This window comes from Acinetobacter sp. V104_13, from assembly GCF_031798995.1.
GTDB classification, from domain to species: domain Bacteria; phylum Pseudomonadota; class Gammaproteobacteria; order Pseudomonadales; family Moraxellaceae; genus Acinetobacter; species Acinetobacter pittii.
This window is the reverse complement of record NZ_JAVQNP010000027.1, coordinates 1112251-1132094: the sequence shown is the minus strand read 5'-3', so window position 1 is coordinate 1132094 and position 19844 is coordinate 1112251. Positions and strand designations below refer to the sequence as shown.

At 39.8% G+C, this 19844-nt stretch carries 14 protein-coding genes and 1 other RNA gene; 11 read left to right on the top strand and 4 right to left on the bottom strand.

The features are described 5' to 3' along the window. Positions 1 to 2: 2 nt before the first annotated feature. Positions 3 to 1271 carry an exonuclease SbcCD subunit D C-terminal domain-containing protein gene (locus RMB06_RS18080; protein WP_311080684.1) on the bottom strand — a complete coding sequence of 423 codons (1269 nt, stop codon included), beginning with the start codon at positions 1269 to 1271 and terminating at the stop codon, positions 3 to 5. 164 nt (positions 1272 to 1435) lie between these two features. Between RMB06_RS18080 and RMB06_RS18075 the strand changes: the two genes are divergently transcribed. Further along, positions 1436 to 1909 (top strand): OsmC family protein, encoded by a 474-nt coding sequence (locus RMB06_RS18075; RefSeq protein ID WP_311080682.1) that lies wholly within the window; start codon positions 1436 to 1438, stop codon positions 1907 to 1909. Positions 1910 to 1983: 74 nt separating this feature from the next. Here RMB06_RS18075 and RMB06_RS18070 read toward each other — a convergent pair whose 3' ends face one another. Further along, positions 1984 to 2361: a VOC family protein gene (locus RMB06_RS18070; RefSeq protein WP_046812996.1), complete on the bottom strand. Its 378-nt coding sequence runs from the start codon at positions 2359 to 2361 to the stop codon at positions 1984 to 1986. 380 nt (positions 2362 to 2741) lie between these two features. Between RMB06_RS18070 and RMB06_RS18065 the strand changes: the two genes are divergently transcribed. Together RMB06_RS18065 and RMB06_RS18060 are read left to right on the top strand one after the other, a co-directional pair. Next, positions 2742 to 3191: an ABZJ_00895 family protein gene (locus tag RMB06_RS18065; protein ID WP_002121708.1), complete on the top strand. Its 450-nt coding sequence runs from the start codon at positions 2742 to 2744 to the stop codon at positions 3189 to 3191. Positions 3192 to 3277: 86 nt separating this feature from the next. Further along, positions 3278 to 4183, top strand: coding sequence for a TIGR01777 family oxidoreductase (locus RMB06_RS18060; protein ID WP_311080678.1), 906 nt, complete (start codon positions 3278 to 3280; stop codon positions 4181 to 4183). On the opposite strand, the gene RMB06_RS18055 is transcribed toward RMB06_RS18060, so the two are convergent. Further along, positions 4175 to 5290: an FAD-dependent oxidoreductase gene (locus RMB06_RS18055; protein WP_311080676.1), complete on the bottom strand. Its 1116-nt coding sequence runs from the start codon at positions 5288 to 5290 to the stop codon at positions 4175 to 4177. The two genes, RMB06_RS18060 and RMB06_RS18055, sit on opposite strands and share 9 nt — an antisense overlap. 25 nt (positions 5291 to 5315) lie before the next feature. After that, the gene (hemB, locus tag RMB06_RS18050) at positions 5316 to 6329 is read right to left on the bottom strand and encodes a porphobilinogen synthase (protein WP_004794101.1); all 1014 of its coding nucleotides are present in this window, start codon (positions 6327 to 6329) and stop codon (positions 5316 to 5318) included. A 142-nt stretch (positions 6330 to 6471) separates the two neighbouring features. Between hemB and RMB06_RS18045 the strand changes: the two genes are divergently transcribed. The 8 genes from RMB06_RS18045 to RMB06_RS18010 all read left to right on the top strand — a co-directional run bounded on the left by RMB06_RS18045 (position 6472) and on the right by RMB06_RS18010 (position 19763). After that, entirely contained in the window at positions 6472 to 6969 is a 498-nt protein-coding gene (locus RMB06_RS18045) for a thioesterase family protein (RefSeq protein WP_002121786.1), read from the top strand. 267 nt (positions 6970 to 7236) lie between these two features. Next, positions 7237 to 8388 (top strand): EmrA/EmrK family multidrug efflux transporter periplasmic adaptor subunit, encoded by a 1152-nt coding sequence (locus tag RMB06_RS18040; protein WP_005070833.1) that lies wholly within the window; start codon positions 7237 to 7239, stop codon positions 8386 to 8388. Between the two features lie 6 nt (positions 8389 to 8394). Continuing rightward, a complete protein-coding gene (locus RMB06_RS18035; RefSeq protein ID WP_017398872.1) occupies positions 8395 to 9918 on the top strand; it encodes a DHA2 family efflux MFS transporter permease subunit in 1524 nt (507 codons plus the stop codon). Positions 9919 to 10221: 303 nt separating this feature from the next. Next, positions 10222 to 12207: a gamma-glutamyltransferase gene (gene ggt, locus RMB06_RS18030; protein WP_311080672.1), complete on the top strand. Its 1986-nt coding sequence runs from the start codon at positions 10222 to 10224 to the stop codon at positions 12205 to 12207. Positions 12208 to 12367: 160 nt separating this feature from the next. After that, positions 12368 to 12727: a transfer-messenger RNA gene (gene ssrA, locus RMB06_RS18025) on the top strand. Between the two features lie 242 nt (positions 12728 to 12969). Beyond that, positions 12970 to 15180, top strand: coding sequence for a class I SAM-dependent DNA methyltransferase (locus tag RMB06_RS18020; RefSeq protein WP_311080670.1), 2211 nt, complete (start codon positions 12970 to 12972; stop codon positions 15178 to 15180). Continuing rightward, positions 15181 to 16428, top strand: coding sequence for a restriction endonuclease subunit S (locus tag RMB06_RS18015; protein ID WP_311080668.1), 1248 nt, complete (start codon positions 15181 to 15183; stop codon positions 16426 to 16428). It begins immediately after the preceding gene. A gap of 44 nt (positions 16429 to 16472) precedes the next feature. Further along, positions 16473 to 19763, top strand: coding sequence for a type I restriction endonuclease subunit R (locus tag RMB06_RS18010; RefSeq protein ID WP_311080666.1), 3291 nt, complete (start codon positions 16473 to 16475; stop codon positions 19761 to 19763). Positions 19764 to 19844 lie beyond the last annotated feature (81 nt).

Here is a 19844-nt window from a genome sequence, read left to right as displayed (position 1 = left end):
CCTTAAGGGGTTGCATCATTTTCAAGATGTTTTTGTGCTTCTTGTACCAAGCTTAGAAAATCTTTTAAGACCGCATCATCAGCGTTGTAACCTTGTTTTTCCCAAATATTTTGAAAGAGTTTTTCCGGTGTAGGCGGTTCAAGTGCAATGTGCTGAGTAGTATTTGAATCGGTCGCGTCTTTATTCACATATTGACGTGAAATACGCACTAAACGATAGCGGTCAGATGGCAGGGCTGCTTCAAACTGCTGACGTAAATTAGGCTGTGGCGGCGTTAAACTATAATATTCAATATCGACATATTCACGGTGGTCAATATTTTCAATCACGCCGTGAGGCAAGGCTTTAAGTTGTTGCAGTACCTCGTTTAGCTCACCACGAATGCGGTGCAATTGTATGCAACGTGGAATTTCGACAGCTTCAAATTGCAAACGGCTCTCTGTGTCTTGAGTCGGATCAACTTTGACCTCAACCACTTGGTGTTTATAGTTTATTTCACTAAAAGAAAGCGGAATTGGCGAGCCACTATAACGAATGTGTGGCTGACCTACTTTTTGTGGTTTATGTAGATGTCCTAAAGCGACATAGTCGACAGCATCTTCAAACAAAGTCGTTGAAAGCGCCTCTTCATTACCAATAATAATTGGGCGTTCAGAGTCTGATGTTTCCCCACCTTGCATGTGGGCATGCGACATCAAAATAAGCGCTTGGTCTGGTGTCTTGCGACGTTTGGCTTCAGCAATGAGTTGCTGGTGCAAATAGGCAATCGCATTTTTGCTGTTAGTGGTATGTTCATTAAAACCCGTAATTTCGGCCGAGCGTAAAAAAGGCAGGGCAAGGCACCACGCCACAATATCCTGATTTTGATTATAAATAGGTAAAAGTAGTCGATCGAGGTCTAAGGTTTTATCTTCATTCCAGCGAACCACGCCCACGGTTTTTGCGTTATATTTTTCTAAGAGTGGTTCGACCTGTTCAATACGGTAGCCTGAGTCATGGTTACCCGCAATCATGAGTGTTTGCATGTGCGGCGCAAGGCGATGAGCATCTGCTAAAAATTGGTAGAGTTGTTTTTGTGCTTGTGAACCGGGGTTAATCACATCAAAAATATCGCCGGCGATGAGTAGGGCATGTGGTTGTTTTTCTTGAATTTGAGTGAGTAACCAGCTTAAAAATTGTTGGTGTTCGTAGTGGCGTGAATGATTATAAAAAAACTGCCCCAAATGCCAGTCAGAAGTATGTAGAAAATGTACGGACATAGAAACAGACATCAAGCCAAAATAAACACAGATACGTTAGCATAAATTGGCAGGAGATTTTATCAAGACATTTTAAAGTGCTCGTTATTTAAGCCTACAGTAAAACTTAAATTAATTTTTTTACTTTAAACGCTGCTTTGTTACTATCAGGTCAAATCATAAACTCTGAGAACAAAATGACCATTCATAAATACGAAGTAAAAATACAGTGGGAAGGTAATACGGGTACAGGCACTTCATCTTATCGTTCATATAAACGAGACTTTAGCATTCAACATCCTCAGAAAACCACAATTCAAGGTTCATCAGATCCTGCCTATTTAGGCGATGTGACCAGATGGAACCCTGAAGATTTATTGGTGGCATCAGCTTCAGCTTGTCATAAGCTTTGGTATTTACACCTGTGTGCAGTCAATCATATTCATGTGCTGAGTTATGTCGATCATGCGCTTGGTTTTATGGAAGATGCAGATCCAGTTAAACGTGGTCACTTTACTCAAATTATTTTAAGACCCGAAGTTGTTTTAGAAAAAGGTGCAGACCAAGCGCTTGCAGCAAAACTGCACGAAGAAGCACATCACGAATGCATGATTGCCAATTCGGTGAATTTCCCAATTACATGTGAAGCTAGCTTTAGCTTTGCCGAATAATCAATATGAAATAGCCACCGATAAAAAGGCGGTGGCTATATATTAAAAATAAATAGAGTCGTTAAATAAGATCTTTAAGCTGCATTTTCATCGACTTGGAAAATACCAAAAACGTTGTGGTCTAAATCGACAAAGTAACCATGCCAAGCGCGGCCCGGAATAGCAAATTTATCCATTGCGACAATACCGCCTTGCGCTAAAATTTTTGCAGTCACTTCATCGAAGTTTTCGACTTGAACCGAACAGGTAAATGCATTGGTGCCATATTCCATTGGAGGTGTTTGAGCAGGGCGTTTTAATAGCCCACCCATAATTGAAGGTGTCTCTATGCGGTAATATTCAATTGGTAAGTTTGGATCTAATTTAAATTGCCAACCAAACACAGCTTGGTAAAACTGCGCATCGCGGGCAGGGTTTGAAGACTGGATTTCAAAATAGGCAATAGTGTTCATATTATTTAAATCATATTTTTATGGTGCAAAAAGTATAAGCATAGCCTTTATCGCCACGAAAGCACTATTGTGTATGGTGAGCGTAAAATAAATGAAAGTACCAGAAAATAAAAACCGACGATTCGAGTGATGAGAGAATCGTCGGTCAAAAACTTCATCAAGGGTTTCGGCTGCTAACAAAACCTAATCCGAAGGAAGGAAAGAGTCGTAATGAAAGGTCACCGAAACAATTTTGCGGATGCCGTGCAAAGGAAGTATTCGGTTGCTGCGACCTTGTTATCCTATATAACGTCAAGAGATCAGGATTGGTTGACAGAAAAATGAAAAAAAATCGAAAAAAATTTATAATTATTTTTTGAACCCATAAATTAGGCAAAAATATGACCAAATTACGTTCTTACTTTCTCTGGTTTTTTGGTTTATGCATCGTGCTCACCTTAATTGTAGGTGTTGTTGCAGCACTATTACCAGCGAGTGTAGGTGGTATTTTAACAGCCGTTCCATATTTAGGCGCAATGATTTTTGTCTTATTTAAATTTTTAAAGAAAGAACGCCGTGCCCCAACTGTACCAGAAAAAAAGAAATTTACTTTAGGTTTTACCCTGATTTTTTGGGGCTATAACTTGTGTGGTGTTTTATTTGGTCTGTTTTTATTTGCCAGAAAAGACCCTGAGATTTTGCAGAACTTTATGCTTTACCTCAAACAGCCTCAGTTTTTAAGCATTATGGTGATTATGCTTTTAATGTTAGCTATTCCGCTTTATTTAATTACCTACTGGTTTTATGGCAAGCAGGCACAGCGAATGGCTGACAAAATGTTTAACGTGTAATAGATCACTACGAAAACTCATACGATTAAATATAAATGAGTCTTATACAATTAAATAAAACTTGAATCCTCAGCTTAGGAGGAAATATGAATAAGAATGTATTAATTACAGGTGCAAGTGGTTTTATCGGAACGCATTTAATTAAGTTCCTGCTACAAAAAAATTATAACGTGATTGCTGTGACACGGCAGGCTGGAAAGGCATCTGACCATCCTGCCTTGCAGTGGGTGCAAAAGTTTGAAGATATTTCGACCCGACAAATTGATTATGTGGTGAATTTGGCAGGTGCAAATATTGGCGAGAAACGCTGGACCGAGTCACGTAAAAAACAACTCATTGAAAGCCGTGTAAATACGACCCGAAAATTGTATGCATGGCTCAAACAATCTGAAATTTTTCCGGAAGTAATTGTGTCTGGTTCTGCAATTGGTTATTACGGAATAGATGATCAAGAAAAGTGGGCAGAAGTGTGTACTGAACAAAGCCCGCCACAGCCTATTTTTATGTCCGAGCTTTGCCAAGAGTGGGAGCGAGCAGCTTTAGCAGATTCTCAACAAAATACTAAAATTATTCGCTTAGGTGTGGTGTTTGGGCAGGGCGGTGGCATTTTGCCTAAAATGTTGCTTCCTATTCGACTCAATTTACTCGGTCAAATTGGTCATGGTCGTCAGCCTGTGGTTTGGGTACACATTGAAGATGTATTAAACGCAATTGAGTTTATATTTAAACATCCTCAATCTGCTCAAATTCACAATGTCGTGGCACCAGAAAATGTGACTCAAAAAGCTTTTGTTGAACAAGCAGCAGAGGTTTTAAATAAGAAACCATTGTTGTCAGCACCGAGCACGGTTTTCCGTTGTTTGTTAGGAGAACAATCGCAATTGATTTTGAATGGGCAATACGTCAAACCCGCAGCCTTACAAACTGAAGGATTTGAGTTTGCTTATCCTCAGTTAAAAATGGCTTTAGAGAATATACTCGCCTCAGGCTAAGATTTTATTTTGCAAACGCTCTGGAGAATATGCTTTGGCATCAACTAATGTCGGTTGACCCAGCATAAGTTGACGGAGCAATTGTGCAGAACCTGCGCCCATACATAAACCATTTCTAAAGTGACCAAAGTTTGCCCAGAGATTGACCATTTCAGGCATTTTGCCAATGTACGGAACGCCATTTGGTGAACTTGGTCTAAGTCCCGCCCAACGATGTACAATCGGGAAATCGGCCAGTTCAGGCACCATTTCTAAACATGCTTCTAAAATATTGTGCTGCGTAGTTTCATCGGTAGAGGTGTCAAAACCACGATGTGCCATGCTAGACCCGCATACAATATGACCATCCATACGAGGAATCAGATACATGACTCGATTCATACACATGGTCGGTAGCCAGTGAGCAGGGGTTTTAAATAACAGCATTTGACCTTGAACAGGTTCGACTGGAATTTCGAGTTGTAATTGTGAGTTCCAGTAATGGCTCCAAGCGCCCGAAGTTATTACAAAATGGTCTGCTGTATGTTTGCGACCATCTTCGGTTTGTAGCGCTTGTATGACATCACCTTGTTGAATCAGTTTTTTAACAGGAGTGTGCTCAAAAAATTCAACATTTGGGTGTTGTTTTAAATAGCGAATCAGGGACTGTAATACACGCGGGTTGCGGATATTAGATAGTTCAGGGAAATAAATGGCTTCTTGAAACTGATCGGAAATATGCGGGTTGACTTGTTCTAGCGCATCTCGCTGTAAATATTCACAGCGCTGCATCGGTTCTTGATGCTGCTCGGCGTAGGAAAGTCCGACGTCAAAATCTTCTTCATCAAAAATCAGCATGCCTGTGTCATGAATTTCAAAATCAATCCCTGTAATAGGGTAGAGTTTTTGGTTCCATGCTTGATAAGAGGCTTTGCCAAATTGAGCAAGTTGATTCACTGCATGCACATAGCGCCACGGGTACATCGGAGAGAGAATACCTCCGCCAGCCCAAGAGGCTGCTTGTCCCGCTTGTTGTTGATCAAAAATGCTGATCGTACAGCCTTGCTCAACCAACTCCAGCGCAGACATTAATCCACTTATGCCCGCGCCAATGATTGCAATATGCATGCAGTGTTATCCTTTCTCTGCGAACTTAGTTCATTTCCTTGAGTTTTTCAGCAGCGGTTTCTGCAAAGTAAGTCCAGATTCCGTCTGCACCAGCGCGGCGGCAGCACATGAGTGACTCTAAAATTACTGAGTCTGATAACCAGCCATTTTGAATTGCACCAGCTAACATTGCATATTCGCCACTCACTTGATAAATGAATGTCGGAACACCAAAGGTATCTTTCACTTCACGTACCACATCCAGATATGGCATGCCTGGTTTTACAATCACCATGTCAGCGCCTTCTTGAATATCAAGTGCGATTTCATGTAACGCTTCGGCACGGTTGGCAAAGTCCATCTGGTAGTTATATTTATTACCACCTTTGAGGTTGGATGCAGAGCCAACAGCATCACGGAACGGGCCATAGAAGCTAGATGCATATTTCGCAGAGTAGGCCATGATGTTGGTATAGATGTGACCATTGGCTTCTAAAGCTTGACGAATTGCGCCAATACGGCCATCCATCATGTCGCTTGGTGCAATCACTTCGGCACCTGCTTCTGCATGACTTAACGCTTGTTTAATCAAGCATTCTACAGTCTCGTCATTGAGCACATAGCCTGTTTCATCAATAATGCCGTCTTGACCATGAGTGGTATATGGGTCGAGGGCACCATCGGTAATTAACACCATTTCTGGTAATTCTTTTTTAAGCAGACGACATGTGGTTTGTACTAAACCATCTTCATGCCATGCAGCTTCTGCGGTGAGGCTTTTATCTTCTTGCGGGGTAACTGGAAAAAGAGCCAGTTTTGATACGCCCAATTCCAAAAGTCTTTCAGCTTTTTTCAGTAACAAATCTGCCGACAAACGCTGAATGTTCGGCATACTTGGAATATCTTGGGTCTGATTTTGTCCCGGTAATACAAATACTGGATAAATCAAGTGATTGGTAGTGAGCTGTGTTTCGCTGACCATCGCACGCAACTGGTCATTTTTACGGATACGGCGCATGCGAGTGGCTGGAAATGCAGGACGATTGAACGTATAAGTCATAACAATCTCGATGTTCGGTATTACACTAGGATAGGTTGGCGGATATTCCATTACTGTCAACCGACTGCTGTATTGTAGCCCCATAATGCTGTATTTGTACAAAATTATGGGCGTTTATCATGCTTTTAAATTTAGGCAACATATGAGTGAAGAAAAGAAAAATTGGACTGGGAACATCCATTTAGGTGCAAAAACAGACCTGACTGTGGTTCTCAACCAATTATGTAAGGCGTTTAATAGCTCTCCTTTTTTTAAGCATAGTGGAATGATTATGCGTGTGGTGGACGGGCACATTGAAGGCTATATTGAGATGCAACCCAACCTGATTGGCAATTTGGCATTTCAGATTTTACATGGCGGTGTTGCTGCAACTTTGCTCGATAGTATTGGTGGAATTGTGGCAATGGAACACCTCTATCGCCGTTCAACTCCCGAAACTTTAACTGAAACCATTAAGCAAGTGTCGCGTTTGGCAACAGTCGACATGCGTGTAGATTATTTAGCACCGGGGCGTGGTAAATATTTTATTGCACGTGCCGAAGTATTACGTTTAGGTCGTAAGGGCTGCACCATGCGCATGACCATGGTCAATGATGAAGATAAAGCGATTGCTGCCGGCATTGCTTCATATGCCTATTAAGCAATGAATTGAACCCTTTGAAAGCGCCAAGTGCGCTTTTTTTAGTGTATAAAAAGCAGAAATTTTTACAAAAACTTTGAGATAAACATTAATTTAATTAGAACGAACGCATTAGTTATAAATTTTTATTCTCATATTATGAGGTTTTAGCGTTAAAATTAGCTCCTTTGACAATGCGGTATGTCTTGTTTATAGAAAAATAAAAACTCTATAACAAGGTGTAGTGCGAGATTGATGGCAAAGCCAACTCATCTTTAGGAACATACCATGACTGATGCACAAAGCAATGTACAAGAAACAGTGCCAACAACATCTGCCTCGGATGAAAACAATCAAAACAAGCGCAAAAAATTTCTTGGTTTTTTTGCGCTGATTTTATTGATCGCCGCTATTTTGTATGCAATCTGGGCATTATTTTTAAATAATTCCGTGAGTACGGATAATGCCTATGTCGGTGCAGAAACCGCGCAAATTACTTCAATGGTGAGCGGACAGGTCGCTCAGGTTGTCGTAAAAGATACCCAAACGGTACATCGTGGTGACGTGCTGGTTCGTATTGATGACCGTGATGCCAAAATTGCATTGGCTCAAGCTGAGGCAGAACTTGCCAAAGCAAAACGCCAATACAAACAAACTGCGGCAAACAGTAGTTCTTTAAACTCTCAAGTTGTGGTGCGTGCTGACGAAATTAACAGTGCCAAAGCACAGGTTGCTCAAGCACAAGCAGACTATGACAAAGCTGCTTTAGAGTTAAACCGCCGTGCACAGCTTGCTGCCTCTGGTGCAGTGTCTAAAGAAGAACTGACTAAAGCACAAAGTGCAGTTGAAACAGCCAAAGCAGGGCTAGAGCTTGCTAAAGCTGGTTTAGCGCAAGCCTCTTCGAGCCGTAAAGCTGCCGAAAGTACTTTAGCTGCAAATGAAGCGTTAATTCAGGGTGTAAGCGAAACTTCGACACCTGATGTACAAGTTGCACAAGCACATGTTGAACAAGCTCAGCTTGATTTGGAACGTACCGTGATTCGTGCGCCAGTCGATGGTGTGGTTACGCGTCGTAATATTCAAGTCGGTCAACGTGTTGCACCGGGCACCAGCATGATGATGATTGTGCCGCTCAATGATTTATATGTAGATGCGAACTTCAAAGAAAGTCAGTTGAAAAAAGTCCGTCCGGGTCAGGAAGTCACGCTGACTTCAGATTTATATGGCGATGACGTTGAATATCACGGCAAAGTGATGGGCTTCTCTGGTGGTACAGGCTCTGCCTTTGCCTTAATTCCGGCTCAAAATGCAACGGGTAACTGGATTAAAGTAGTTCAACGCTTACCAGTTCGTATTGCACTTGACCCGAAAGAACTTGCTGAACACCCACTGCGTGTTGGCTTGTCGATGGAAGCAAAAGTCGACTTATCTGCGAAGTAAACGCTTATGAAAACGCAAACACCTTTTGCCGAACTAAGCGGTGGCCGTTTAATACTGGCAGCGTTTGTTATTGCCTTGTCGAACTTTATGGTTGTGCTCGATACGACCATTGCCAACGTATCTGTACCGCACATTACCGGTAACCTTGCCGTTTCAAGTACACAAGGAACATGGGTTGTTACGTCGTATGCTGTTGCAGAAGCGATTTGTGTACCTTTAACAGGTTGGCTTGCGGGTCGCTTTGGAACCGTTCGGGTTTTTATTTTTGGTCTGATTGGTTTTACCATTTTTTCTTTCTTGTGCGGCCTAGCAAACTCGTTAGGGATGCTGGTGTTTTTCCGTATTGGACAAGGTCTATGCGGTGGCCCGCTTATGCCACTCAGTCAAACCTTGCTCATGCGTATTTTCCCTCAAGAAAAGCATGCACAGGCGATGGGTCTATGGGCCATGACTACCGTTGTTGGACCAATTTTAGGACCAATTTTGGGTGGTCTGATTAGTGACAATTTGTCTTGGCACTGGATCTTCTTTATTAACTTACCGGTTGGGATTATTTGTGTTTTAGCGGCAATGCGTTTGTTAAGAGTGGCTGAAACAGAAACGATTTCTTTAAGAATCGATACGGTCGGTTTAGGCTTGTTAATTCTCTGGATTGGTGCACTACAGCTCATGCTCGATTTGGGGCACGAACGAGATTGGTTTAACAGCACCAGCATTATCGTTTTAGCTTTAACTGCCGCCATAGGCTTTGTGGTATTCCTCATATGGGAGCTGACCGACAAACATCCCGTCGTGGACGTCAAAGTCTTTAGGCATAGGGGCTTTGCAATTTCGGTACTGGCCTTATCGCTCGGCTTTGGCGCATTCTTTGGTAGTATTGTACTGATTCCACAGTGGCTGCAAATGAACCTTTCCTACACCGCCACGTGGGCCGGCTATTTAACCGCAACCATGGGCTTTGGTAGTTTGACCATGTCACCGATTGTGGCAAAGCTTTCGACCAAACATGACCCACGCGCACTGGCGAGTTTCGGTTTGATTTTGCTGGGTGGTGTGACCTTAATGCGGGCATTCTGGACCACAGATGCCGACTTTATGGCGCTCGCTTGGCCACAAATCTTGCAAGGTTTTGCTGTACCGTTCTTCTTTATTCCACTGTCGAATATTGCACTCGGTTCCGTACTCCAGCAAGAGATTGCATCTGCTGCGGGCCTCATGAACTTCTTAAGAACCATGGCAGGGGCGATTGGCGCTTCAATTGCAGTGACGGTATGGGATGACCATGCCAAAGTTGCCCGTAGTGAAATGGTGTCAAACCTACATACCACTGAAGTACAAAACACCCTTTTGCAAAATGGTTTTACGGCTGACTCGACATTAGGAATTATTTCAAACCTTGTCGATAAAGAAGCCATTACCATGTCGGCAAACCATGTATTTTTACTGTTTGCGATTGTGTTTGTCTTTGCAGGGCTGGTCATTTGGCTGTGTCCAAAACCCAAACAGGTCAGTGGTATGCCTTCTCACTAAACATCAAAAAGCATCTCTTCGGGGGTGCTTTTTTTAGGCCAACTACAAAATGAGTGTGTTTACAAATAGCAGATTTAGCCTGTATTTAAAGAAATAAAGCATGCCAGAATTGGGCAAATCAGTTATAAAAGAGTGTGATAACAAGCAAGGAGACATCACACAGAGCACAAAATAAACAGCCTTAATCATTTAATATTATTAAAACTTTATTTTTATCAAAGATTAAAAAACTGAAGACCTGAAAACAAAGAAGCTTGCATGGCAATTGCATGGATAGGCAGGCGTATATATTGGAGTTATCACGTGAATAAAAGATATTCATTTTTGTTCAGTAGTTTATTAGCAGTCGGTTTATTACAAGGATGTGGAGATGACTCCTCGTCAGATCAGCCCAAGGATGATTCAAATACAACCCCGCCCAATTTAATTGTAGATAATGACCCGACCAGTTGTAGCAAACTGGCCCAAGACGGTTCAAGCGTGGTGGTCGGTTCAAACCAAAATGGTGATCCAGCGGCACCAGAGGGTGCATCGGGTTATAGACTCGGTAACACGGTTAAATACGCAGATAAATATATGGTGGTGGCAAATACGCCACTTGCAGTAAAAGCAGGTTGCGATGTGTTAAAAGCAGGCGGTAGCGCAGTCGATGCAGCCGTAGCGGTACAAGCCGTGCTTGGTTTGGTCGAGCCACAGTCGAGTACCATTGCCGGTAGTGGTTTTATGATGTATTACGATGCCAAAACCAAACAGGTCACCGCTTATGATGGCCGTGAAACCGCACCAGCAGCAGCCAACGAATTTTATTTAATTCGTCAAAATATATATGACCCAAATTCACCTCCGCCTGTACCAAGTGCCCGCCGTAGCGGTCGCTCGATTGGTGTGCCGGGCGTGATGCGTTTGCTTGAACAAGCACAAAAAGAGCATGGCAAACTTAAGTGGAACCAACTTTTTGGTGAAGCGATTGGTTTGGCTGATAACGGTTTCCGTATTCCGGGCCGTTTGGCAGATGCCATTGCAAGTAATGCAAGCAATTTAGCACTTGATGCAAATGCAATGGCGACTTATTTCTACCCAGATGGATCACCACGTAAAGTCGGCGAGACCATGACCAATAAAGCCTATGCCAGGACACTTGAAGCACTCGCTTCACAAGGGGCAAACGCACTGCACACTGGTCCAATTGCGCAAGCCATTGTGGCAAAAGCAGGGCAAACCGTGGGTGATGACCCAGCACGGACTCCAATTACTCCAAGCTTAATGACCTTGCAGGATTTATCGAACTATCAGGTTAAAAAACGCGACCCAATTTGTACAACGTACCGTGACCGTTACTATGTATGTACTATGCCACCTCCATCTTCGGGAGGGATTGCGGTTGCACAGACGTTGGGTATTTTAGAAAACTTTGATATGTCGCTTTATCCACCTAAAAATCCTGAAAATGAAGGTGGTGTGCCCGATGTGATGGGCGTGCATTTAGTGTCTGAGGCAGAGCGTTTGGCCTATGCTGACCGTGACAAATATGTGGCAGATACCGACTTTGTTCGTTTACCGGCACAGGGCATTTCAAGTTTTATTGATAAAAACTACTTGAAGCAACGAGCAGCACTGATTAACCCGAACCAAAGTATGGGCGTAGCACCAGCAGGTAATTTCAATACAGCGGCAGGAGTGGATACCACTGTTGAACATGGCACAACTCAGTTCACGATAGTAGATGCCTATGGCAATGTGGTTTCAATGACATCGACTGTTGAATCGAGCATGGGTTCATTCCACATGGTGGATGGTTTCTTGCTGTCAAACCAGTTAACTGACTTTAGCGCGAACCCTTATGACAGCACTGGGGCACCAGTTGCCAACCGTGTAGAAGGCGGCAAACGCCCACGTAGTACTATGGCGCCAACCTTAGTATTTAAAGGCACCACGCCAGATGAGTTTTATATGGCAACAGGCTCACCAGGTGGCGGTACCATCATTCAATATGTAGTTAAAACTTTGGTGGGTGCATTGGACTGGAACTTAAATGCACAGCAGGCCACTTCGCTTGTTAACTTTGGCGCGACCAATAGCAAAAATACCAATGTGGATAGCTCGAATGTACAGCTTTCTTTAGTTGACCTGATTGAAGGCTTAAAAGCAAAAGGGCATGGCATTTCTAACACTGCGCAAACCAGCGGTATTTCAACGATTATGAAAGTAAATATTAATAATCAAAGTAAATACGCAGGTGGGGTAGACCCTCGCCGTGAAGGTATTGTGTTAGGCAATGGTGCTTTATAGACCCAACTTAAAAAAAGCTGTCATTTTTGGCAGCTTTTTTATGAGGGGCCTTGAAAAAAACAAAAGGCTCTCCATTATGTAAATATGTTCATCAGTAGCAGACTGTTGATAAATTGCACAGCATTTTATTTTAGTTATGCTATGATGTTCAGACATTCATGGGGATGTTATTGGCTTCGACGCCGGTGATGAAACTCATAGATGCATGCCGAGAGCGCATTTTCTCTCGTAAATAAAATTTGCATTTTAATAGTCGCAAACGACGAAACTTACGCTCTAGCTGCCTAAGGGCAGTTTGTCCGCTTCCTAGAATACTTGTGGTTTAGGAACCCGACCGTAGCGCACGCACACAAGTCCGTATAGAGTCAAGCCTCGGGGCTTTATACCAAACTTAGAGGATCGCACCTTGTACCCTGTTCGTCGGGTCACTTGGTGTTAAAACAATAGACGATATCTAAGCATGTAGTATTCTCGAGCGTAGTGCTGGCGGACGCGGGTTCAACTCCCGCCATCTCCACCAAAATTCGAAAAAGCCCCAAATTTAATTATTTGGGGCTTTTTTATTGATTATATTATTTAATACTTTTGATAAAAGTTCTTCTTTTATTTTTATTAGTTAAGGGTCTAATTTACTAAAACTAATTTGTGATTTTAGGTGTGTTTTTAAGACAAAATTTAGAAAACAAAAAATCACAAATTAATAGTAATAATGCTTATGACTAATAAAGCTACTTCAGTAATAGAATAGGCATTGGATTTTTTATGAACCTTATTGAGTTAAAACAGTTAGAAGATCAGTTGTGGTCCGCAGCAGATAGCTTGCGTGCTAACACGGACTTAAAACCTAATGAATATTCAACACCAGTATTAGGTTTAATCTTCTTAAAGTTTGCTGACAATAAATACGCTGCAGCTGAAGAAGCAATTCTAAAAGAATATAATGAACTTAAAGGTTCTCGCCGTGAAAAGTCGATTGCTGAAATTGCCATAAAACATTGTGGTTTTTACTTACCAGATAATGCTCGTTATAACTATTTGCTTGAACTACCTGATAATGAGAATTTAGCGAAAAAAATTAAAGAAGCTATGCAGCAAATTGAAGATCATCAAGGTCAAGATGATTTTAAAGATGTATTGCCTAAAGAAGAATATCAAGCCTTTAACCGTCGTCCAGAAAGTAAAGAAGCTTTACGTGGTTTAGTGCGTAGTTTCTCTAATATTCCTGTGGATGCTTCAGGTGACGTATTTGGTAAAATCTATGAATATTTCTTAGGTAAATTTGCACTATCTGAGGGACAAAAAGGTGGGGAGTTCTTCACACCTACTTCTGTTGTACGCTTAATGGTTGAGATGATTGAGCCTTTTAATGGCTCTGTATACGATCCAGCATGTGGTTCTGGTGGTATGTTTGTTCAGTCTTTACAGTTTGTTGAACGTCGTAAAGAGTTAAACAAAAAGTTCGGTGAAGCCGAAAATACAAATCATTTATTTGTATATGGTCAAGAAAAGACACTGGATACCGTCAAACTTGCCAAAATGAACTTGTTCGTAAATGGTCTTAAGGGTGAAATTCAGCAAGCAAACTCCTATTCAGAAGATCCCTTTAAAGGCTTTGAGAAGTTTGATTACATCATGGCGAATCCGCCATTTAACGTAGATGATGTGGCTGTTACAACAGTTGAAAATGATCCTCGTTTTAATAGCTATGGTTTGCCACGCAATAAGTCTAAAGCTAAAAAAACAGATGATAATGCCAAGAATGAAACAGTTCCAAATGCAAACTACCTATGGATTAATTTATTTGCAACTTCACTGAAAAATCCACAGCAAGCACAATTATCAAATAGTGGTCGTGCCGCTTTGGTTATGCCCAACTCTGCTTCAGATGCACGTAATTCTGAAGCAGAAGTACGCCAAAGATTGATTGAGAATAACTTAATTTATGGCATGCTTACTTTGCCATCAAATATGTTCTATACGGTAACTCTCCCTGCAACACTCTGGTTTTTTGATAAAAATAAAACTGATGACAAAATTTTGTTTATTGATGCTCGTAACATCTTTAGACAGACTAGCCGTGCGCACCGTGACTTTACTGATGAACAAATTCTTAATATTGCCATGATTAGTAAGCTTCATAAGAAGCGTAATCATGAATACATCAGTTTGATTGATGATTACTTTAGACAAGGTATGGCAAAGCTTGAGACAACTGTTCCTCATGTAGAACCTAGCTTTAAAAAACTCAAAGAAGCATTAAAAGACGATGCTGTGATTATTAAAAGTGTTGATGAGCTTAATCAACATTGGCATGCTTTAAAACCCTTAAAAGAGAGTTTTGATGCTTATGTAACCGTTTTCCCTCAAGTAGTGACTAAAAATTTAGTTGCTGATTTGAATGAGAAGCAAAAGAAGTTAAGAGCAAGCTTTACACCATTCTTTAAAGCGATTGCAGAGGAGGCAAAAGTTTTAGACAAAGCCATTCGTGAAAAAGAAAAAGCGCATAACGAGTTAGTCAAACTCACTCGTGCTGAAGTTGCTGAAGCTAAGGCAAATAATAAAAAAGATGTATTTAAAGTTAAAGAAGCCAAACTTAAAGAATTGAATGCTTTAACAGCAGATATTAAAGAATTTAAAGCCTTCCTTGCCGATATTAAGGCTGATCGTAGTGAAGCAGAGTATTTCTTTAATCATATTTTATGGTTACAAGAACGTTTTCCAAATGCCGAATATGAGGATGTAACGGGACTATGTAAGTTAGCAACACCCAAAGAAGTGAAAGAGCAAGATTATTCTTTAAATGCTGGTCGTTATGTTGGTGTGGTAATTGAGGAAGACGGACGTACAGAAGAAGAATTTTTAGACTATATCACTTCATTAAGTGAAGAATTTAAACAATTAAATGAACAAGCGGCAACTCTGGAAAAAGTTATTAGTCAGAACTTAAATTCAATCATTACAGGAGCTCTATAAATGCTTGAATGGCAGGTAAAGACTATAAAAGATTTAGGTAAAGTTGTAACAGGGAAAACTCCATCTAAAGAGAATAATGAATTTTACAATGATGGTGAGTTGCCATTTGTATCACCTAAAGATTTAGATTGGAACAGTTATTACGTTTATGATACCCAAACTAAAGTTACTGATAAAGCTTATGAGTCGCAAAAAAATCAAAGAGTTCCTAAGAATTCTGTATTTTATACTAGTTTAAGTTTTGCAATTGGTAAAATAGGGATAGCTTCAGGAGAGAGCTTAACAAATCAACAAATTCATTCAATTGTTGTGAATGATAAGCATGATTACAGGTTTGTTTATTATCTTCTACAACAATATAGACCATATATTTTCTGCTTTAATTCAGGGATTGATACACCTATTGTTCCCAAGTCCGTCTTTGAGAAAATTAATGTTGTAGTACCTGATTTAGATATTCAAAAGAAAATAGCTGCCATTCTTTCAGCTTATGATGACCTAATCGAAAATAATAAAAAACGTATACAAATTTTAGAAAGTATGGCTGAAGAGTTATATAAAGAATGGTTCGTACGTTTTCGTTTTCCAAATTATGAAAAAACTGAGTTTGAAAAAGGGATTCCTAAAGATTGGTCATATACTACTTTAGAACATTTAGGAAAAATACGTACAGGAAAGACTCCTTCAACCTCTAATAGTGAATTTTATGGTGGTGAATATCCATTTTATAAAACTCCAGATATGCATGACAAAGTATTTGTATTTGAGACAGATGAAACTTTAACTGAGCAAGGGTTAAATTCGCAAAAGTCTCAAATTATCGAAGCAAATGCAATTATGGTAACGTGTATTGGTAGTGGCGGTGTCACAGCTATTTCTACCAAGAAAGGTTGCACCAATCAACAGATTAATTCTTTATCCGTTGCAAATAGTAAATTTTTATATTGGGCTTATTATTCGATTAAATATTTAAAACCACAGATAGAGCTTTATGGTGCTACTGGCGCAACTATGACAAATTTAAGTAAAGGTAAATTTAGCAATTTAGAAGTTGTTAAACCTACGGATGAGCTCATTGAAAAATATTTTAATTTGGTTACTCCAAAATTCGAAATGATTAAAAAATTATTCCAGATGAATCAAATATTAGAAGAGCAAAAAGGTAGTCTTCTGCCTAGATTAATTTCAGGAAAACTTTCGGTAGAAAACTTGGATATTCAGTTTTCACCATCGATGCAAGAATCGTAAGTTATAAAAAAATAAGTTATTTAGAGGGATATAGGGGATAAATTGTGGCAAAAGTAACTCGTAATTTTATTAGTGAAGATGATATTGAACAAGCAACAATTGTACTTTTGAGCACAGAATTTGGTTATAAGCATCTAAATTGCTATACCGTAGATTCAAGTGACTTAAATGATCGTTCAGGTCGTACAGACAAAAAAGACGTTATTTTCAAAGATCGTGTTATTGAAAAATGTGCAGAATTCAATCCCCGAGTCCCTCCAGATGTTATTGAAACTGCTATATCTAAACTGATGGATCGCCGTGGTTCTATGTCAGCTATTAAAGCCAATATGGAACTCTATACTGCTATTCGTGATGGTGCTTCTATCACCTATGAAGATAAAAACGGTGAGAAACATGAAAATGAATCTTTAAAACTGATTGATTTTGAAAACCCTGAAAGTAATGAGTTTTTGGTGGTTTCTCAATTATGGATTCAATCTACAGGACGTACGCCATATTGCGCTTATCGCCGTCCTGATCTAATTCTCTATGTAAATGGTTTGCCATTGGTATTTATTGAGCTGAAAAACTCCAATGTAAAGCTTAAGAATGCTTTTAACGATAACTTAAAAAACTACAAAAATGATATTCCTCAGCTTTTCTTAACTAATGCTTTCTGTGTACTTTCAAATGCGACAGATACAAAACTTGGGAGTTTTACTGCTGAATGGGAGCATTTCTTTAACTGGCTACGTGTGGATCAGGAAAAAGAGAAAGTAAATAAAGAAGATATTGAAGAGAAAGGTACAAGTATTGAATACTTGTTACGTGGTTTATGCCGTCCAGAACGTCTTTTAGACTATGTCGAAAACTTTATTCTATTCCAAAAGGAAAAATATAAAATTATCGCTCAGAATCACCAGTTTTTAGGGGTAAACCATGCTTTTCAAAACTTCTTAAAGCGTGATGAATTGAAAGGTCGTCTTGGCGTGTTTTGGCACACACAAGGTTCTGGTAAAAGCTTTTCCATGATTTTTTATGTCAGGAAAATTTATCGTAAAGTCACAGGTAATTTTAGCTTTGTTGTCATTACTGATCGTGAAGACTTAGATGACCAGATTTACAAAAACTTTATTCATACGCAAGCCGTTATAGAAGCTGAGGCAGCAAAGCCTAAAAATAGTACCCATCTTCGTACATTATTAAGCCAAAATACTAAGATAGTCTTTACCTTGATTCAAAAATTTAGATACCAAAAAGGTCAAGAATATCCTCAGTTGTTTGATCCTACTAAGCGTGAAGTCATCGTGATAGTTGATGAGGCACATCGTACCCAGTATGAATCACTTGCTGAGAATATGCGAAAAGGCTTAGATGGTGCACATTTTCTTGCATTTACAGGAACACCTATTCTTAAGCAGAAAAAAACAAAACAGTGGTTTGGTGAATATGTATCAGAATACACATTTCAGCAAGCTATTGAAGATAAAGCCACGCTGCCACTTTTCTATGAAAAGCGAGTGCCAGAGGTTTTATTGCAGAATGATGATCTAAATGATGAACTCGCTGAAATTTTAGAAGATGAAGAGCTCAATGATGCTCAGAAAGAAAAGCTTGAGCGTAAGTTTTCTACTGAAATGGAAGTCATTAAACGAGATGATCGTTTGGATCGTATTGCAGAGGATATTGTGTACCATTTTCCGCGCCGTGGATATCTAGGTAAAGGAATGATGGTTGCTGTGGATCAATTCACAGCAGTACGAATGTATGACAAGGTTTCAAAACTTTGGAAAGAAGAGCAAAAGAATTTACAAACTCGTATTCATAATTCTAAAAATGATATTGAAAAACACCGCCTAAAGCAGCGTCAAAAGTATATGAGTGCTGTACAAATGGCGGTAGTGATTAGTGATCCTAGTGCTGAAAAAGAGCGTTTTGATAAGCAAGGTCTAGATATCCAGCCACATATTGATCGTTTAAATAAACTTGATGCAAATGGAGCGGATATTGAGGACAACTTTAAAGACCCTGAACATCCATTACAACTTGTTTTCGTGTGTGCAATGTGGCTCACAGGCTTTGATGTACCAACAGTTTCAACGCTGTATTTAGATAAACCTATGAAAGGTCATACGTTGATGCAAACGATTGCTCGTGCAAACCGTGTGACTTCTTATCGTATCAAGAATACAGAGGGTGAACTGGTAGAAAAAAGAAATGGTGAAGTGATTGATTACTATAATGTATTTAGAAATCTAAAAACCGCTTTGAAAGATTATGGTCAAGGTACGGGAGAAGGTGGCGAAACAGATGCACCCGTGCAAGAGAAAGCTATACTTTTTCAAATGCTAGATGAAGCAATTATAAAGACTCTAGAATATTGCGAATCTAAAAATATCGATTTGAATAAAATATTGGAAACTCGTGATGAGAGTGGCGGCACGTTTAAAGAGAATGCTTTGTTTGAGCAATACGCCGATCAACTATTAGAAAAAGATGAATACCGAAAAACATTCAATGTTTATTTCAATACGGTCGCTGCTTTATATCAAGCATGTAAACCAAATATTTTGGTACAACCTAGACCCATTGTTTCGGTTATCCAATTTTTACATGGCTTCATTGAAGCAATGATTGAGCCTCAAGATTTAGAAAAATCAGGAGTTTCAGTTGCTGGCTTACTGGATAGAAGTGTAGTCGTTAATCAAGATACAGTGAAAACTGTTAAAGATTTTAAAGAAAATTATAGTTTAATTCATGGTCAAAAATGGGATTTAAGTACAGTAGATTTTGACAAGCTTAAAGAACAATTTAAAGAAATGAAGCTTAAAAATATTGCAATTGCAGATATGCGTGCTTTTCTTGAAAAAAAAATCATTCAAATGCTCAAGCGAAATGGTGGTCGTATTAACTTTGCTGAACGTTATCAGCAGATGATAGATCGTTATAACTCTGGCGCTACGGCAACTGAACAGTTATTTGATGAGCTTCGGAAATTTACAAAAGATCTTAAAGAGGAAGATCAACGTCATATCAAAGAAGGGCTGACTGAAGATGAATTGGAAATCTATGATCTTCTCTTAAAGGATAAGTTAACTAAAAGTGAGCAACAACAAGTTAAATTGGCAGCTAAAGACTTAATCACTGCTCTGTTAAACAGTACACCTAAAATTTTGGTTCAAGATTGGTGGAAAGACATTCAGACTCAAGCAGTGGTCAAAGATGAAATTGAAAAGGTTTTAGATAAGGACTTACCAATAAGTTATGACCCGATTCAATTTAAAGAAAAGGTTTCTTCTGTATTTGAGTTGGTAAAAACTTTGGCTATGAATGATGACAAATGGGTAAGTTAATAATATTCCTCCCAAGGCCCCCATGCCACAACAGAACTTTAATTTTTTGCGCTGATTTAAAGTCATCTACCATTGCGACAC

What these genes read in the sequence shown, in the direction of transcription:
- RMB06_RS18080 (WP_311080684.1), bottom strand. Translation starts at nt 1,271, where the DNA reads ATGTCTGTTTCTATGTCCGTACATTTTCTACATACTTCTGACTGGCAT.
- RMB06_RS18075 (WP_311080682.1), top strand. Translation starts at nt 1,436, where the DNA reads ATGACCATTCATAAATACGAAGTAAAAATACAGTGGGAAGGTAATACG.
- RMB06_RS18070 (WP_046812996.1), bottom strand. Translation starts at nt 2,361, where the DNA reads ATGAACACTATTGCCTATTTTGAAATCCAGTCTTCAAACCCTGCCCGC.
- RMB06_RS18065 (WP_002121708.1), top strand. Translation starts at nt 2,742, where the DNA reads ATGACCAAATTACGTTCTTACTTTCTCTGGTTTTTTGGTTTATGCATC.
- RMB06_RS18060 (WP_311080678.1), top strand. Translation starts at nt 3,278, where the DNA reads ATGAATAAGAATGTATTAATTACAGGTGCAAGTGGTTTTATCGGAACG.
- RMB06_RS18055 (WP_311080676.1), bottom strand. Translation starts at nt 5,290, where the DNA reads ATGCATATTGCAATCATTGGCGCGGGCATAAGTGGATTAATGTCTGCG.
- hemB (WP_004794101.1), bottom strand. Translation starts at nt 6,329, where the DNA reads ATGACTTATACGTTCAATCGTCCTGCATTTCCAGCCACTCGCATGCGC.
- RMB06_RS18045 (WP_002121786.1), top strand. Translation starts at nt 6,472, where the DNA reads ATGAGTGAAGAAAAGAAAAATTGGACTGGGAACATCCATTTAGGTGCA.
- RMB06_RS18040 (WP_005070833.1), top strand. Translation starts at nt 7,237, where the DNA reads ATGACTGATGCACAAAGCAATGTACAAGAAACAGTGCCAACAACATCT.
- RMB06_RS18035 (WP_017398872.1), top strand. Translation starts at nt 8,395, where the DNA reads ATGAAAACGCAAACACCTTTTGCCGAACTAAGCGGTGGCCGTTTAATA.
- RMB06_RS18020 (WP_311080670.1), top strand. Translation starts at nt 12,970, where the DNA reads ATGAACCTTATTGAGTTAAAACAGTTAGAAGATCAGTTGTGGTCCGCA.
- RMB06_RS18015 (WP_311080668.1), top strand. Translation starts at nt 15,181, where the DNA reads ATGCTTGAATGGCAGGTAAAGACTATAAAAGATTTAGGTAAAGTTGTA.